This window comes from Psychrobacter submarinus, from assembly GCF_904846685.1.
GTDB lineage: Bacteria > Pseudomonadota > Gammaproteobacteria > Pseudomonadales > Moraxellaceae > Psychrobacter > Psychrobacter submarinus.
Genome location: NZ_CAJHBQ010000002.1, coordinates 572,834 through 589,068 on the forward strand (window position 1 = coordinate 572,834; position 16,235 = coordinate 589,068).

Annotated in this window: 15 protein-coding genes; 8 read left to right on the forward strand and 7 right to left on the reverse strand. The window is 45.7% G+C overall.

The annotated features are described in order from the left end of the window. Window positions 1-30 precede the first annotated feature (30 nt). A complete protein-coding gene (locus JMY03_RS08590) occupies window positions 31-1,659 on the reverse strand; it encodes an AmpG family muropeptide MFS transporter (RefSeq protein WP_201602975.1) in 1,629 nt (542 codons plus the stop codon). 764 nt (window positions 1,660-2,423) lie between these two features. Here JMY03_RS08590 and katG point away from each other — a divergent pair. From katG to JMY03_RS08610, 4 genes are all read left to right on the forward strand, one after another. Continuing rightward, window positions 2,424-4,616 (forward strand): catalase/peroxidase HPI, encoded by a 2,193-nt coding sequence (gene katG / locus JMY03_RS08595; RefSeq protein WP_201603303.1) that lies wholly within the window; start codon window positions 2,424-2,426, stop codon window positions 4,614-4,616. Window positions 4,617-4,946: 330 nt separating this feature from the next. Further along, window positions 4,947-5,888, forward strand: coding sequence for a LysR substrate-binding domain-containing protein (locus JMY03_RS08600; protein WP_201602977.1), 942 nt, complete (start codon window positions 4,947-4,949; stop codon window positions 5,886-5,888). Window positions 5,889-6,083: 195 nt separating this feature from the next. After that, window positions 6,084-7,115: an LLM class flavin-dependent oxidoreductase gene (locus JMY03_RS08605; RefSeq protein WP_201602979.1), complete on the forward strand. Its 1,032-nt coding sequence runs from the start codon at window positions 6,084-6,086 to the stop codon at window positions 7,113-7,115. Between the two features lie 29 nt (window positions 7,116-7,144). Beyond that, window positions 7,145-7,315, forward strand: a complete 171-nt coding sequence (locus JMY03_RS08610) for a hypothetical protein (protein WP_156923993.1) — start codon at window positions 7,145-7,147, stop codon at window positions 7,313-7,315. Window positions 7,316-7,394: 79 nt separating this feature from the next. Here JMY03_RS08610 and JMY03_RS08615 read toward each other — a convergent pair whose 3' ends face one another. The 5 genes from JMY03_RS08615 to JMY03_RS08630 all read right to left on the reverse strand — a co-directional run bounded on the left by JMY03_RS08615 (window position 7,395) and on the right by JMY03_RS08630 (window position 11,370). Next, window positions 7,395-8,225: an ABC transporter ATP-binding protein gene (locus JMY03_RS08615; RefSeq protein ID WP_227675564.1), complete on the reverse strand. Its 831-nt coding sequence runs from the start codon at window positions 8,223-8,225 to the stop codon at window positions 7,395-7,397. 26 nt (window positions 8,226-8,251) lie between these two features. Beyond that, window positions 8,252-9,262, reverse strand: coding sequence for a FecCD family ABC transporter permease (locus tag JMY03_RS08620; RefSeq protein WP_201602984.1), 1,011 nt, complete (start codon window positions 9,260-9,262; stop codon window positions 8,252-8,254). A 74-nt stretch (window positions 9,263-9,336) separates the two neighbouring features. Then, entirely contained in the window at window positions 9,337-9,525 is a 189-nt protein-coding gene (locus JMY03_RS13300; RefSeq protein WP_265089623.1) for a hypothetical protein, read from the reverse strand. After that, window positions 9,522-10,163 (reverse strand): ABC transporter substrate-binding protein, encoded by a 642-nt coding sequence (locus JMY03_RS08625; protein ID WP_265089624.1) that lies wholly within the window; start codon window positions 10,161-10,163, stop codon window positions 9,522-9,524. Before JMY03_RS08625 ends, JMY03_RS13300 begins: the two co-directional genes overlap by 4 nt. A gap of 61 nt (window positions 10,164-10,224) precedes the next feature. Then, window positions 10,225-11,370 carry a ChuX/HutX family heme-like substrate-binding protein gene (locus tag JMY03_RS08630; RefSeq protein ID WP_201602986.1) on the reverse strand — a complete coding sequence of 382 codons (1,146 nt, stop codon included), beginning with the start codon at window positions 11,368-11,370 and terminating at the stop codon, window positions 10,225-10,227. Between the two features lie 316 nt (window positions 11,371-11,686). Between JMY03_RS08630 and JMY03_RS08635 the strand changes: the two genes are divergently transcribed. From JMY03_RS08635 to JMY03_RS08645, 3 genes are all read left to right on the forward strand, one after another. Further along, window positions 11,687-12,628 (forward strand): TonB-dependent receptor plug domain-containing protein, encoded by a 942-nt coding sequence (locus JMY03_RS08635; RefSeq protein ID WP_201602988.1) that lies wholly within the window; start codon window positions 11,687-11,689, stop codon window positions 12,626-12,628. 48 nt (window positions 12,629-12,676) lie between these two features. Beyond that, on the forward strand, window positions 12,677-13,831 hold the full coding sequence (locus JMY03_RS08640) for a TonB-dependent receptor plug domain-containing protein (protein WP_201602990.1): 1,155 nt from the start codon (window positions 12,677-12,679) through the stop codon (window positions 13,829-13,831). 76 nt (window positions 13,832-13,907) lie between these two features. Next, a complete protein-coding gene (locus tag JMY03_RS08645; RefSeq protein ID WP_201602992.1) occupies window positions 13,908-15,149 on the forward strand; it encodes an HmuY family protein in 1,242 nt (413 codons plus the stop codon). A 139-nt stretch (window positions 15,150-15,288) separates the two neighbouring features. On the opposite strand, the gene JMY03_RS08650 is transcribed toward JMY03_RS08645, so the two are convergent. Then, entirely contained in the window at window positions 15,289-15,498 is a 210-nt protein-coding gene (locus JMY03_RS08650) for a ChaB family protein (RefSeq protein ID WP_025646866.1), read from the reverse strand. Between the two features lie 69 nt (window positions 15,499-15,567). On the opposite strand from JMY03_RS08650, the gene JMY03_RS08655 reads away from it, so the two are divergent. Then, window positions 15,568-16,218 (forward strand): IS1595-like element ISPssp3 family transposase, encoded by a 651-nt coding sequence (locus JMY03_RS08655; protein WP_201602994.1) that lies wholly within the window; start codon window positions 15,568-15,570, stop codon window positions 16,216-16,218. The last annotated feature ends 17 nt before the right edge of the window (window positions 16,219-16,235 follow it).

Consider the following 16,235-nt stretch of genomic DNA (forward strand, 5'->3'; position numbering starts at 1 on the left):
TCGTAAATAAAGATAAAAGTACTGCCAATGCTACTCTGAAGCGCGCGGCGGCTCACTAGTATCGGTCAGGTTTGGATTTGCCTTTGTTAATTTGTCATTATCACCGTATATATCGTCATTATCACCAATCACAATGTGTTTATCGACCAAGTAGATTAAGATCAAAATTGGCATACCAATCGCAAAGGTGAAAATAAAGAAAAACGGATAGCCCATATTGTCAACGATAGCCCCAGAGTAGCCACCCATCACCTTAGGTAGCAACGTCATTAATGAGGAGAAAATAGCATACTGTACCGCAGTAAAACGAATCGAGGTCAAGGCAGACAAGAACGCAATGAATACAGCACTGGCAAGGCCTGCCGCCAGATTATCAAAAATCACAGCCACATACATATGCGGCAAGCTACCAGGATGATAAGTGAGCAGGACGAATAATAAATTCGTCACACAAGCCAAGATGGCACCGACCATCATCGCCTGCATCATACGCAGTTTTTGAGCCAAAATACCACCCAAAAAGCCACCCGCAATAACCATGATGACACCAACCAGTTTCACTGCATTGGCAATATCCGTTTTACTGAACCCCATATCTTGATAAAAGACGTTCGAGATGACCCCTGCGACGATATCAGAAATCCGGTATAACCCAATCAAGGCCAGTAGCAATAATGCTTTTTTGCCATAACGACGGAAAAAATCAACGACTGGTTCAACCCAAGTCGTATAGGCCATTTCTTGTTTGACCACGCCTACTTTGACAGACAGGTAACCCACAACTGATGCCACCAGTAAGCTGGCTAACAGGTGAACCACTTCGAGTACAAAGGCAAACATCACACTGTCTGTCTCTGGCAGTAACGCACCAACATTGACAAAAGCGATGATAAAAGCGGCGACCGACAATACAAATACCAATACCAAACGGGCATAGTCAGAGGCGGGACGATCAATACGTATCTGCTTGCTCACAGGCTCCCGAATTATCAACGTGGTTACCACACCTACGCCCATCACCGCTGCCATGATCCAGTAGGTGTTACGCCATGCTTCGTAACTATAAAGCTCTTCGGTCGAACCGAAATAATCTGCTAAATAGAGCGCACCTGCGCCTGCAAAAATCATCCCTAAACGGTAGCCTGCGGTATACATCGCTGACAATACTGACTGAAAACTCGCAGGGGCAAGCTCAATACGATAGGCATCGACCACAATATCTTGCGTGGCGGATGAAAAGCCCAATAGCACGGCTGCCATGGCCATATAGTGCAAACTGCTCTCATCGGTCGGATTGATGCTGGCCATCATATAAATCGCCAAAATAATTAAGAGCTGTGCAATCAAAATCCAGCTACGACGGCGGCCCAGTAATCTAGTCAATATCGGTAGCGGCACCGCATCTACTAGGGGCGCCCAAATGAACTTGAACGAATATCCCAATGCCGCCCAACTAAAGGTCGTCACTACACTGCGATCAAATCCCGCCTCACGAAGCCATAACGACAAGCTGGAGAAAATAAGCAAAATAGGAATACCAGCTGCAAAACCCAAAAACAGCATGATCATAGCACGCCGATCAAGATAGGCTTTCGCCGCCTCGCCCCATGATTTTTTGGCGATGGGATGTTTGGGTGGTACAGATTTGACAGCAGACATAATAACTCACCAACAATTGAGACAAATAACACAACTGCGCACAATTTTTATTAATCTTTAGAATCAGTTATCCATCAAGAGATCGATAAAAATTGCTTTACGTTGCACCAATGCGTTTATTACAACAAAATTCAGTTATGGTACTTGAGAACCGCTACCTTGACTAGATGTTTTTGCACTAGCCTAGTATTGTCACATCTGCATAGAAGCTTATATTGCCCAAAGGTAACGCAGATTATTATGAGGTTTCTATTAGGTTAAATCAGTCTGTGTTTATCTTACTATCTCCTCTCAATAAAGAGATCTGACAGCGCTTTTATTTATCATTAATATATAGGTAGAGATAGCGTCAGTATTAGTTTGATTGGCTCATCACTATCTCTCCTCGTGATAAAGCAAGGTCGTTAATAGCAAGCTCAGCGAAGTAACACACCAAGATTTAATGATTAATAATTTAAAACTTATAATTCTTATATATTAGTTTTATAAATGCAAAGCGCTTCGTTATGCTCTCTATATCAACAATGATTAACTTGATTGATGGTTTGTTCTTTCTATTATCATAGCCTAGGAGTTTTGCCATGTCCGATTCAACCAACACCCCAACCGAAAAAAACACCACGCAAGATACCGCTGGTTGCCCGATAAACCACCAAGGTAACAGCGACACCGCAACCAATACAACTTATGATCAAGGTGATGATAAGGGACCGACGATTCATAGTGAAAACGTTGATCAAACACACGCACCGCAGTGTCCTAGCATGGGCGGCTGTCCCGTCATGCATCAAGCGCATACTACCACCGCCTCTGCTGCGACTGACTGGTGGCCGAATAGCTTGAACCTAGACATATTGCATCAGCAAGACAAAAAGACTGACCCAATGGGAGCAGACTTTGATTATGCTAAAGCTTTCAAACAACTTGATTTAGAAGCGGTCAAAACCGATTTGAAAAACCTCATGACCGAATCACAAGAGTGGTGGCCAGCAGATTGGGGTCATTATGGTGGCTTGATGATTCGTATGGCGTGGCATTCAGCGGGTACATATCGCGGTGCCGATGGTCGCGGCGGCTCTAATACTGGCAACCAACGCTTTGCGCCACTAAATAGCTGGCCGGACAACGCCAACCTAGACAAAGCGCGCCGCCTACTATGGCCCATCAAGAAAAAGTACGGCAACAAACTGTCATGGGCGGATTTGATGATTTTGGCAGGCAACATGGCTTACGAGTCTATGGGCTTTAAAACGCTAGGCTTTGCTGGTGGTCGTGCTGATATTTGGCATCCAGAAAAGGACATCTACTGGGGTTCTGAACGCGAATGGCTGGCATCGACCGAAAACCGTTACGATAGCGATAAAGACCGTGCATCCCTCGAAAACCCACTAGCAGCGGTACAAATGGGCTTAATCTATGTCAACCCTGAGGGCGTCGACGGCAACCCTGACCCATTGAAAACCGCTCAAGATATGCGTACGACGTTTGCGCGTATGTCAATGAATGATGAAGAAACGGTTGCCTTGACCGCGGGTGGTCATACCGTTGGTAAGTGTCACGGTAATGGCGATGCGACCACACTAGAAGACGAGCCAGAAGCGGCGGATGTCAAAGAGCAAGGTCTAGGATGGCGCAATCCTAAAGGTAATGGCAATGCAGGTGATACTGTTTCAAGTGGTATTGAAGGCGCGTGGACAACCAATCCAACCCAATGGGATCATGGCTATTTTGAGCTACTCTTGAATCACAACTGGGCATTAACCAAAAGTCCAGCAGGTGCATGGCAGTGGGAGCCGACTGATATTAAAGAAGAAGACCGTCCATTAGACGCTCATGATCCCAGTGTCCGCCGTAATCCGATCATGACTGATGCTGACATGGCACTGATTAAAGATCCTGTTTATCGTGAGATTTCAGAGAAATTCCATAACGACCCAGCGTATTTTGATGAAGTATTTGCAAGAGCATGGTTTAAATTAACTCACCGCGATCTAGGGCCTAAATCTCGTTACTTAGGGGCAGATGTACCGAGCGAAGACTTTATCTGGCAGGACCCTATTCCAGCAGGCAATGCAGACTTGAATGCTGATGATATTGCAGCGCTAAAATCGCAAATATTGGACAGTGATTTGAGCCGCCGTGAATTAATCATTACCGCATGGGACAGCGCACGTACATTCCGCGCATCAGACTATCGCGGCGGTGCAAATGGCGCACGTATCCGCTTAGCCCCGCAAAAGGACTGGGCAGGCAATGAGCCAGAGCAGCTGCAACGTGTGCTTGAGGCGTTAATCCGCATTCAGTCTGACTTTGATAAAGACGTGAGCTTGGCCGATTTGATTGTGCTTGCTGGTAATGCTGCTATTGAGCAGGCAGCAAACGATGCAGGCATAGAGGTTACGGTACCATTTACCGCAGGTCGCGGTAATGCAGAAGCGGCAATGACCGATACCGAATCTTTTGCAGACTTGGAGCCTTTGCATGACGGCTATCGCAACTGGGTCAAAGAAGACTATGCAGTCTCTCCTGAAGAGATGCTGCTCGATCGCACGCAGCTAATGGGATTGACAGCGCCTGAGATGGTGGTATTGATTGGCGGTATGCGCGTCCTTGATACCAACCATGGACAGAGCCAACAAGGCGTCTTCACTGACCGTGCTGGGGTCTTGACCAATGACTTCTTTGTCAACTTGACCGACATGAACTACACGTGGCATCCCGTGAAAACAGGTGACGAGCCAAGCAACACGGTCAATAGTTACGAAATACGTGAGCGTAGTACCGGTAATACCAAATGGCAAGCCAGCCGTGTGGATTTGGTATTTGGCTCAAACTCTATCTTGCGTGCTTATGCTGAGCTATATGCGCAGGACGATAACTTAGAGAAATTCGTTCGTGATTTCGTTAGCGCTTGGAGTAAAGTCATGAATGCGGATCGTTACGATATCGCCAAATAAGTCTGGTTCGCCAAACTGATTGATCATAGATGAGTATATAGATGATGAGCAGCTGTCTTTTAGAAGGCAGCTGTTTTTATGTTTGTGTCTAACACAATAGCTAGTACTATTTTGGTTGTTTTGCCTTGATAAAATAGAGACTTATAACTAATATTAAAAATCCTAGTCTTATATTCATAATTATCATAAATTGATAGCTATTTATTATATACAAGAATAAAACCTTTGTTTTACACTAGCCTTTTACGGCATACTTATACGTTTTTACTTTCATATACAGACCTTTTTAATACAGATAAGGTTGGTATCGTCATACAATAGGATTCAGTGATGGCAATCGATGTAGTGGTCAACCAGCGACATTTACAAATTCAGCTCAAGCAGCTGGAAACAGTATGGCATACGGTGATCAATGGCTATAATTTAAGTCAAGCAGCCACGGTGCTGCATACCAGTCAATCGAGCTTATCCAAGCACATTGCTGCGCTTGAGAGTCAACTAAAAACAGATGTGTTTATCCGTCAAGGCAAGCGCTTAACCGGCCTTACCGACATGGGCACTGCACTACTGCCACATATCGAAGCTATCTTTGCTGAGATACGTACGATTGAGAACTTAAGCCTCGATTATAATAACCCTAATACAGGTACGCTCACCATTGCCACCACGCATACGCAGGCGCGTTATGTCTTGCCGCATGTGGTAAAAGCCTTTAAAGAGCGCTTCCCTAAAGTGAATTTGATTCTGCAGCAGGCTGATCCTGAAACTATCGCGCAGATGGTCATTCGCGGACAGGCGGACATCGGTATCGCTACCGAATCTCTACTTCATAATAACTATCTACGCTGCCACCGCTACTATGATTGGACCCATCGCATTATCGTCCCTAAAGATCATGAGCTTGCCGGTCTAGAAACTATCGATCTGCCCACGCTTGCCAGCTATCCTATTGTCACTTATCACGGCGGCTATACGGGTCGCAGCGCTATTGATAAAACTTTTAGCGATGCAGGGCTAGAGCCTGATATTGTTTTAGCGGCTCTTGACGCTGACGTGATCAGTACTTATGTTGGGTTAGGTTTAGGGATTGGTATCATCGCGGAGATGGCCTTTGAGCCTAGTCATTATCATAACCTTACTGCTATACCCGTCGATCACTTTGGCCGCTTTACCAGTTGGATGGCGGTGCGTGATGATGCTGAGGTTCGCCAGTATGGCCGCGCCTTTATTGAGCTCTGTCAGCAGCAATTCGATCATAAAGGTGTGGTTTGACAATATTTCTGTCGCACGCAACCTAGTCTTTTAATATTTGTTACCCTCGTTAACACAGCCCTTGATAAACTCATGATCTACCCCATTATATACAGTATCAAACGCTCGCCCTTTTCATAAGCTGTCTTAAACGATAATAACAAAAGACTGCCTAAAGCTTGTGAGCGCTTATCACTACTCAATAATAGGTGAGATATGACCAACAGTAATACTACTACCATTCCTTTATCATTTTTAGATTTAGCCCCTGTACCGGAAGGTAGAACCATCACCGAGGGCATCGCCCAGACAGTCGAGACGGCACAAAAGGCCGAAGAAGCCGGTCTTAACCGCTACTGGATGGCAGAGCATCATAATATGGCAGGTATTGCCAGTGCGGCGACCTCTGTGCTGCTATCGCACATCGGTAGCCAGACTGAGCGTATTCGTATTGGGGCGGGCGGCATTATGCTGCCGAACCACGCACCGCTTGTCATCGCTGAACAGTTCGGTACGCTACAAGCACTGTATGGCGACCGCGTGGATTTGGGCTTAGGCCGAGCGCCGGGTACTGATGGCGCGACTTTTCAAGCGCTGCGCCGGCAAATGAAAGATGCTGAGCGCTTCCCGCAAGATGTGCAAGAGCTGATGTATTTCCTTGGTGATAGTACCGATAGTAGTCCTGTACAAGCTTTTCCGGGCGCTAAATCAAAAGTGCCCGTATGGATATTAGGCTCGTCAACTTTTGGTGCGACACTAGCGGCGCATTTAGGTCTGCCTTATGTGTTTGCCTCACACTTTGCCCCGCAAATGATTAGCCAAGCGATCAAAGCTTACCGCGATAACTTCAAACCTTCTGTTTATCTCGATAAACCTTACGTGATGCTAGCGGCCAACTTACTGTTAGCGGATGATGATGACACGGCAAATTATCACTTTACCTCAGCTCAGCAAAGTTTTGTACGCCTGCGCCGCGGTGAAAAAGGTCAAATGCCAAAACCTGTTGCCGATATGAGCTCTATTTGGAGTCCAAGCGAGAAAGCGATGGTTGATAATGCGCTGTCTGTGTCATTTATCGGGTCTGTGGAGACGGTTCAGCCAAAGCTTGCTGAGTTTATCGACCACTACCAACCTGACGAGCTGATTGTTACCGCTAACGTCTATGACCAAGCAGCACGTCTACGCTCATTTGAGCTCATCTCTCAGTTAAATTTGTTTACTTTACAAGGTGATGCCGCCATTGCATAATAATCAAAAGCACTAATTGGAAACCTGACATGGAAGCTACCCCTGTGATTGCAGCATCATTGTTTATTGGCAGCTCTATATTCTTATATATAGTCGCCTTTATTATCGTTCTGGTATTTTTTGGCTATTTAACTTATCGTGTCAGTCCGAAAGGCAAAGCTCGGCGTGAAGAGCGGCGCAATCGTGATAGACGCCGCTAAATTTAATCTTCACTTTTAGTATAAATAAAAACCTCCTTCTCGCTAGAGTAGGAGGTTTTTATTTACTCTGCTTTATTTGCTAAACAAATAGCACACCGTCCTCGGTTTGATGCGCCTTTATATCGACATCATAAACCGCGCTTAATTGCTCGCTATTCATAACCGCATTAGGAGAGCCTTGAGCCACAACTTGTCCATTATGTAATAGCACAACGGCATCGGCATAGCGATGTGCATGAGTCAAGTCATGTAATACGACTAAGATGCTTTTATGTTGACGGCGCGCCAGATCACGCAAATAGGTTAATAAAAAACGCTGATGGCGAATGTCTAAATGGTTGGTTGGCTCATCGAGCATCATAATGTGCGTATCTTGCATCAGCGCGCGCACGATAGCTAAACGCTGTTTTTCGCCCCCTGATAGAGTCTGTACTCGCGCTGATAGCAAATGATATAGCTCAAAATCCTCAAGCAAGCGTCTGGCCTGACTCACATGCTGAGCCTTTGGTCGTTGATACCAAGCTAGATTAGGGGATACGCCTAGCAGCACATAATCTAATACGGTCAATGGCAACTCAAAACGCTCATGCTGTCCGACCCAAGCGATATGACCATGGCGCATGACCTCATCAATGGGCTGACCATGAACGCTAATCTGTCCATCAGTTTTAAGACCTGATCCGGTATGCTGCCCTAATATAGCATGTAGCAAAGTGCTTTTTCCCGCTCCATTAGGGCCAATAAAAGCCACTAACTTGTGGCTAGGTAGCGTCAGCGAATTGACGCTTAATAGCACTTTAGCGCCATGAGCAATATGAATACCTTGTAAGCGTAGCAGCTCAGTATTATCTTCATGCTCATGATAGTCTATGGTAGTGGTTGTAGCTGCCCTAGCAGTTGAATTGAACATAGAGGGCATCCTTGATAGTTACTTGATTAACGACGGCTACTACGTACAAACAGCCAGATAAAAAACGGGCCGCCTAACAGCGCCAGCACAATGCCAACGGGCACATCTATTGGATAAGCCACATGCCGCGCCATACTGTCAATCACGAGTAGCAGCATCGCGCCCAGCCAGCCCGACCATATCATCAGCCGCATCCGTCCACCGCCAAACAAGATAGCTAGCAAGTTGGGCACCATCATGCCAATAAAGCCAATCACTCCGGCCAAAGATACTGCTGCTCCCGTTAACAAAGCTGAGGCAATAATTACCAGACAGCGGCTCAAGCCAACCTTTATCCCTAAAGATTTTGCCGTTGTTTCACCTAGCATTAACCCATCTAGTTGACGACCCAAAGGCAGTAAAATAATGAGTCCTAGCACCATAGAGATAATCGAATAACGTAGCGGTACAAAGCCTGCTTCTGCCATACTGCCCGATAGCCAGTTGGTCGCGGACCTAAGTACCATATCATCAGACATAAATAAAATTAGGCTCACCACTGCCGCGCAAAAGGCACTAATGACAAAGCCTAAAATCAGTAGCCCCATCTGACCGCCGCCCAAAAACCTATGACAGCCTAGGATAAACAAACAGACAATCACACTACCCATAAAGGCGGCAAAGGGAATACCAATACCGCTGACCCCAAAAGCAAGCACTAGCACCACGCCCAGTGCCGCACCGCCTGAGGTACCGATAAGACTTGGATCAGCCAGCGGGTTTTCGAATAATGCTTGCAGTGCAGCGCCGCTCACCGATAGTGCCATACCAACAAGCAACGCTGTAACCACACGCGGATAGCGCAATTGCCAAATGGTCTCATCTAAGTGCACCGGGCTTGACCACTCACCAAAGCCAATACCCAATCCCAACCAAACCAGCAGCAATGACGCTAGAGCTGCTAAGACATAGTAGACGCTCTGCTTATATTTAGAAGGTATATTCAACGCGCCGACATGAGAGCGACTCTGACTTTTGGAAGTGGCACTGTTTGACATAAGGATATCGTCTGTAGCGTGATAAATGAGGAATTAAACCGATGAATCATGACAGTAGAGGTTTAGAGTGCCCGCTACTTTGCCATATCGTGTAGCGATTTGATGACCTTTGGAGAGTTTAGGCCGTAGCGTAAAAACTTATCGGCAGGCCAAAACTCAACCTTATTATTTTTGGCGGCATTACTTACGGCAATCTCAGGACGCTTCCTAAACTTACTGACGCCGCCGATGACCTTTTGATTATGATCGGCGATGATAATCACATCAGGCTTGGCAGCCAGCCTTCACGCGACATAGGTTTGAGTCCTGAGACATTCGCCGCATTAATCCCGCCTGCCCGGCAAATCAGCTCATCCCCCACCGTCCCTTTGCCTGCGACAATGCGCCCATCATAGCTTAAGATATAGCGTTTGCCCGTTTTTGCTAACGGCTGCATGTCCTGAGACCAATGATCTGCAAGTTGTGCAGCTTCACTGCGGTTACCGATATAGATACCCGTCGCTTTGATGCTATTGGCAAAATAATCGACGCCCTCTTTTGGCGCTACGTTAGCGGCTTTGACATTTAAGTCATTGAGGCGCTGATAGACACTAACCGGCTGCACCATATAACTACCAAGTACCAAATCAGGCTTAACTGCCAACACGGACTCTGCGGTAATGTTGCGGTGCATCCCCACTTTTGGCACATCTTTTAAGGCAGGATGGCTATTGGTCGCATCTTTGCCCACCAGCTTGTCGGTCGCACCAAGCGCGACGATGATATCTGCCACATCAGGACTCATGGCGACGATGCGCTCATAAGCTTGTGCCGATAAGGCAGTCAGCGCGCAGATACTGCCAACAAAAAAAGATGATATGAGGCGGGAGCGAGAAAAAGAAGATGATAATTGCGCGAACATAAACGTTCCTTGTAACTGTGAATCATAAAATAGGAGTCATGAGTGGCTAACAGCCCTTTCATTAAGCAGGCTGCGCCGGATTATTGTGCATGGCAGTATGCTGCGCCTCTGCATTCAGCCCTTGTGAGAATTTAGCCACGATATCAGCAGTGATTTTTTGCCATGCTGCAAGCTCACTAGTGCCTTCCATACGCTGACCAAATACAGTCAAAATACTGCTGCCAAACTGATCGAACCCTTCGATACACGTGACGATACCATCAGCCGTTGGACGCTTGACGCACCATAATTGCGCCAGCTGCTTGTCTTTTAGATGCAAAGTGAAGTTATTGTGACTCTTATCTAAGATGTTGATCCAGTCGCCCATGCGTTTGATGGTTTTTACTGTACCGGTTTGAATTTGTACCAGCCCTGAATTGCCAACAAATATCATAATAGGACACTCGCTATCACGCGCTTGCTCAAAAACAGCACTCATCGCATCAAGGCTGAGCGAATATGCAGACCCTGTAGGCGCTTGACGGTAGCTACTGGCGCGATCAACCTCAAGCTTATTTAAAATGTGATAAAACTGATGGACGTCCGTCATCTTGCGCCATCGACGCTGCAACTTGTCACGGTTATCATCACTCAATTCTTTATACTGCCAAGTCTTGGGTACGGTTGCCTCATCAAGCACCAGCTCGGTTATATCGACCGCTTGCGCATGCTTATCGACTAACTTTTGCCAGCGCGCGATATTATCATCACTTAATTCGCGTAAAAACACCTTATCGATCGCAGCGCCCTGCTCATCAAAAAACTGAATGCTATAAGAGGGCTTATCACGCTTGCTAAGATCTGTCACGGCGAGCATATGCTGCCAGCGTCCCATAAAAAAGCGCAAATCTAAACCACCAACATTGAGGGCAATGCCCCTTTTTTCGCCAAGTTTTAGATTGTGATATGGTGCGGTTTTTTCATGGACGGCTAAGGCGTTACGTACGATACTCTCAACAGCACCGAAATTCTCTAGCTGCTCAAGCACTGCTCTGCATTGGCCACCAATATACTGGCTATGCGGTGAGGCAAGTAACAGCTCAAACTCACTTACACCCAATACCGCCGCGCCTTCGGTCGGAAATAACATCGGTGTCACCATTTTTTTATCTTGGTAGGCCTGCCAAAGTACCGAGTCTTTTTGGCCAAGCTGAATGGGGTGAGTCATGGTCGTATCCTCTATTAAGCAAATATAAAAGCGGCGTCTCTATGCTTTTTTAATAAAATGCCGGAGCGCTCACTGACAAAACGCATTATGACCAACTTTTTTTTATTTGTGAATGATAATAATTATTATTTGCTCATTGATAACCAATATCATTTGTATTAATCTATGCTTACTTTGTTACTTAAAACTAAGAATTATGTAACTTATATTTACTCAAACTTCCTTATTCTTACTGTGTACACTTATGCCAATATCTAATACTTTTAAAGTTTCTCATAAGCCTTTGAGTGCCGCTATAACGCTTGTATTAGCTGTCATGATAACGGCAAACGCGAAAGCAGCAGATCCTTATCAGCTCAATAGTCTTGCTGATAGCGAGCAAAGCTTGGCAAATAGCGCCATGCCTAGCACCGTACTTGATCCTATTGTGGTAACTGCCACCCGTTCACACCGAGCTCTTAGCGACGCCCCTGTCAAAGTAGATGTCATTAGCAGCAAGCAAATCGAGGATAATCATGCGCATACCCTAAAAGAGGCGCTAGAATTATTGCCTAACGTTTATCTCAAGCAAGTACATGGCAAGACGGGCTATGAAGTCAGTATGCAGGGTTTTACAGGCGATCAGGTTTTAGTATTGATTGATGGTCTGCCTATCACCGCCAGTACAGGCTCGACAGTCAATCTCAATCAGTATATGACCATGGATATCGAACAAATTGAGGTGGTTCAAGGAGCGGCATCCGCGCAATTTGGCAGTGCAGCAATGGGCGGAGTGATTAATATTATTACCAAACCTACTAACAAAACCAAAGCTTATGTCAATACCGAGCTTGCCACCAATGGCGATCAAAACCCTTCAGGTGATGATATTGATGCCAATAAACGCTTTATCGCTGCCGGTATCGAAGGAGCACTGGATCCAGCGCAGCGCCTGCAGGCCCGTCTGTCTGCTTCTTATTTAGATGATGATGGCCTAAATACCGATACCGCGCGCTGGCCACGAATCAAAGACGCTAGCGAACAAACGCAGGTAACAGGACGTCTCAGCTATACTCCTGATGATCGTACTATGCTGACGCACTCAAAGCTGTGGGCTGAGGCGAGCCGCTATAGTGAGGACGATACCAGCCGCTTTAATCTCCGCGTGGCGCAAAATATTTTGCCGCAGCAGCGTGAGGAGTCGATTAACAAGGATCGTATCAGCATCGGTGGTATAGTCGAACCACTATTAAAGTGTTACAGCGTTAGACTCGTTTAGCCTACTACTGTAGTACTTGCACTCGTCTGCCTTGTACCACTTTTAATATTGATTGACTATAGCACTGATATTCATCTCAATGAAAATACGCAAACCTATCAGTTATCTGCGCAAGCGTTATATGAAGACTATCAAAGCGACTCAGACACCCTATCCAATGAGGTGCTTGCATCAGCGCGAAATACAAACATCACCACCGCGCTAGGTCAGGTGCAGCTTGATTTACCAGCCATCGATTCAGGTGCGCATATGCACTTATTGCAAGTAGGCGGACAGGTGCAGCGCGACTCCCTATCTCAAACCAAAAACAGTATCAGCGAGCTTATCAGCGATGAGGTCAGCCGTGATGTGGGCGAGCTATACCTCCAAGATGACTGGCTGATTGGTGCTCATTGGGAGATACTCACGGGCATTCGTTATCAAGATGATCAAGACTTTGGCGATCATGTGGCACCAAAAGTAGCTGTCAAATACAACCGTACGGACGCAAGTGGACGCGATCATATCTTTCGCGCCAGCGTCGGCAGCGGCTACCGTGTGCCCAACTTAAAAGAGCGCTATTACGTCTTTGACCACAGTAATTTGGGCTATAAAGTCATGGGCAACCCTAGCTTACAGCCTGAAACCTCAACGAGCTATCAAGTCGGTTATCAAGGGCAGATTGGTGATGATTTAAACCTATCCATTAACGGCTTTTATAACGATGTGGAGGACTTAATCCAAACGGATAACGAAAACGCCATTATCGAAAATGGCATCCGTATTTTTCAATATACCAATATCGATAGTGCCTACACTTATGGCGGTGATATTGGCATCGATTGGCAAGTGGATGATCGCGCCACCCTACAAGCCACATACGCCTATCTAAAAACCAAAAATGCGAGCGCCAACAGCGAATTAACTTACCGTCCTAATCATAAAGTCATGCTGGCACTCGATTATCAATTGAGTGATACATTGCAGCTTATTCCTAGGTTGAACTACGAGTCTAAGCAGCTGATTGATACTGCCGCGCAGTCCTACTCACCATCATGGTGGACGCTTGATAGTCAATTGAACTACAAAATTGATGATAATTTTAGTCTGTATGGCGCGGTGAATAACATCTTTGATACCCAGCGTGATGTACGCGATACCAGTGATTATCGCCCGATTGACAACCGTGAGTGGCTAATTGGCGCACGTTTTAACTGGCAATAAGCTGGATCACAAAATCTTTAACCCTTACTTTCCTCGTTTTACTTAATATCATCGTTTTATTCAACAGGAGCTTTTTATGTCATCTTATTTACGCCTGACCAAAACATCTGCCTTAGGCGCACTCAGTGCCGCCATATTAGTTGCGCTAACCGGCTGCGGTAGTGATAGCGATAACAGTAGTAGTGGCGGTTCAACTACGGCACCACCCACGGCTACGGCGAGCTTTAGTCAAAGCGCTGAATGGACGATCAGTGGCGCGAGTCTCAACCCTAATGTGCAGACTTGTTTTGATTTTGACAGTGATAGCGAGGTGGACTGTAGTAGCGCCACGTGGGACGTTAAATTTGATAATCAACAACGCGGGGTCAGTCTTTGGTCAAACAGTGGCAGCTCAGGCGACGGTGATGGCGGCGTGTTTGGATTGATGGATTGGTCAGAGCTAAGCGCTTATAACAACGGTATGCAAGACCCAAAAACCGGGAGTGACATCACGCACCATTATAACGAAGATAACAGTGGCGGTATTTTTGATAGTGACTCATGGTACGCTTATAATATTGCAGAAAATCATAAGCTATATCCTAATAACCGCGTGTACCTTATCACAACAGACCATACCGATCCGGCCACTGCCAGCAGTGTGCAGCAGCCCATTTATGCCATGCAGATTATCAACTACTACGATGAAGCTGGAGAATCTGGCCACCCAACCGTGCGCTGGATTGATACCGCAATGCCGCGCGCCGATCAAGTCAAAACCAAGACCATTGACGCCACTAGCAACACGGAGTGGACTTATCTGAATCTAAAAACGGGTAACATCGTTGATGATGCTACAAAACAGTGGCAGGTGGCATTTAGACGTGACAGTGTCAAACTAAATGGCGGCGCGTCCGGTACCGGTAAGGTCGGTGGTTTTGTCGCTAATACTCCAGACGGCTACTATGATGATAAAGACGAGCCTATCAGAGCTAAGTTCATGACTGACAATAAAGAGCAAAGCCTTGCCAATCTATTGAATGTCACAGACTTTGATACGCCAAAATCAGCAGGCAGCTGGATGGTGGATAGCGACAGCTCAGATCTAAACCCAGGCTACACCGGCACTTATCCAAACCTCGATTTTGGCTGGTACACTTATAATGGCATGACTCATCAACTCAGTGCAAAACCTGATGACATAGCTCAAGGCGCGCTGATCCGCTCAAACAGTGGTGATAGTTATGCGCGCATGCGTCTGACACAGATTAATTATCCTGATGCTACCACCAAAGCCACCTCTTGGGTATTTAAATTTGATGTCCAGCCTGCTGAATAAATAAGATAAGTCATCAGGTTTATTATAAATACAACTTCATATCAGCAAAACACCAGCCATAGTTATTATGGCTGGTGTTTATTGTTCAGGACAATAGAACTTTAAGTTAAAATCTTAAGCTAATGAGTAGCCTCTTTGGCTATTTATGATCAGGCTTTTTGACCCATCTCCCATCGTCGTTTTTATGATAGACGTTTTCAACCGCCGCCCACGCGGTAGCAAACTGACGCGACTCATCTTCATATTGCTCACTTGCACTATTAAACGCCGCTTGAAAAATCTCTTGGGCATGCTTAGGTAAATTGTCTTTTACATTATCAGGCAGATCAGATAGTTTATCGTATGGCATGGCAGACTCCTTTACTTATATTATTTTTTGGGGCTGTCCTAGATAAGTAAAATTATTTAGGATAGCACTATGAGAAAGAGTAAACTAAGTTGGTATAAACAAAACAGACTCATCGAGTTATTTGTTGCTGGTTCTACCGCCAGAACAGCAGCAAGCCTAATTGGTGTTAATAAAACGACAGCCAGTTATTACTTTCATAGGCTACGAGTGCTTATTTACGAGAATAGTCAAGACCCTGGTCTATTTGAGGGCGAAATCGAAGTAGACGAATCATACTTTGGTGGCACTCGTAAAGGCAAGCGAGGGCGAGGTGCTGGTAGCAAAGTGCCCGTGTTTGGTCTACTAAAGCGTAATGGCAAGGTCTACGCTTGTATTATACCCAATGCTAAAGCAGATACTTTGATCCCAATCATAAGAGAAAAAGTGAAGCCTGATAGCATTGTTTATACTGACTCATTTAAAAGCTATAACGCATTAGATGTCAGTGAGTTTACTCATTATCGTATCAACCACTCCAAAACCTTTGTTAATGACAAGAATCACATTAACGGTATAGAGAACTTCTGGAACCAAGCTAAACGGCATCTACGTAAGTTTAACGGAGTTCCAAAAGAGCATTTTCACCTCTATTTAAAGGAATGTGAGTGGCGTTTTAATCACAGTGACCCAAAGTCGCAATTACTACAATTAAAACAATGGGTTAAACAGGGTTTGAACTAGTTATCTAGGACAGCCCC

What these genes read in the sequence shown, in the direction of transcription:
- JMY03_RS08590 (WP_201602975.1), bottom strand. Translation starts at nt 1,659, where the DNA reads ATGTCTGCTGTCAAATCTGTACCACCCAAACATCCCATCGCCAAAAAA.
- katG (WP_201603303.1), top strand. Translation starts at nt 2,424, where the DNA reads ATGGGCGGCTGTCCCGTCATGCATCAAGCGCATACTACCACCGCCTCT.
- JMY03_RS08600 (WP_201602977.1), top strand. Translation starts at nt 4,947, where the DNA reads ATGGCAATCGATGTAGTGGTCAACCAGCGACATTTACAAATTCAGCTC.
- JMY03_RS08605 (WP_201602979.1), top strand. Translation starts at nt 6,084, where the DNA reads ATGACCAACAGTAATACTACTACCATTCCTTTATCATTTTTAGATTTA.
- JMY03_RS08610 (WP_156923993.1), top strand. Translation starts at nt 7,145, where the DNA reads ATGGAAGCTACCCCTGTGATTGCAGCATCATTGTTTATTGGCAGCTCT.
- JMY03_RS08615 (WP_227675564.1), bottom strand. Translation starts at nt 8,225, where the DNA reads ATGTTCAATTCAACTGCTAGGGCAGCTACAACCACTACCATAGACTAT.
- JMY03_RS08620 (WP_201602984.1), bottom strand. Translation starts at nt 9,262, where the DNA reads ATGTCAAACAGTGCCACTTCCAAAAGTCAGAGTCGCTCTCATGTCGGC.
- JMY03_RS08625 (WP_265089624.1), bottom strand. Translation starts at nt 10,163, where the DNA reads ATGTTCGCGCAATTATCATCTTCTTTTTCTCGCTCCCGCCTCATATCA.
- JMY03_RS08630 (WP_201602986.1), bottom strand. Translation starts at nt 11,370, where the DNA reads ATGACTCACCCCATTCAGCTTGGCCAAAAAGACTCGGTACTTTGGCAG.
- JMY03_RS08635 (WP_201602988.1), top strand. Translation starts at nt 11,687, where the DNA reads ATGATAACGGCAAACGCGAAAGCAGCAGATCCTTATCAGCTCAATAGT.
- JMY03_RS08645 (WP_201602992.1), top strand. Translation starts at nt 13,908, where the DNA reads ATGTCATCTTATTTACGCCTGACCAAAACATCTGCCTTAGGCGCACTC.
- JMY03_RS08650 (WP_025646866.1), bottom strand. Translation starts at nt 15,498, where the DNA reads ATGCCATACGATAAACTATCTGATCTGCCTGATAATGTAAAAGACAAT.
- JMY03_RS08655 (WP_201602994.1), top strand. Translation starts at nt 15,568, where the DNA reads ATGAGAAAGAGTAAACTAAGTTGGTATAAACAAAACAGACTCATCGAG.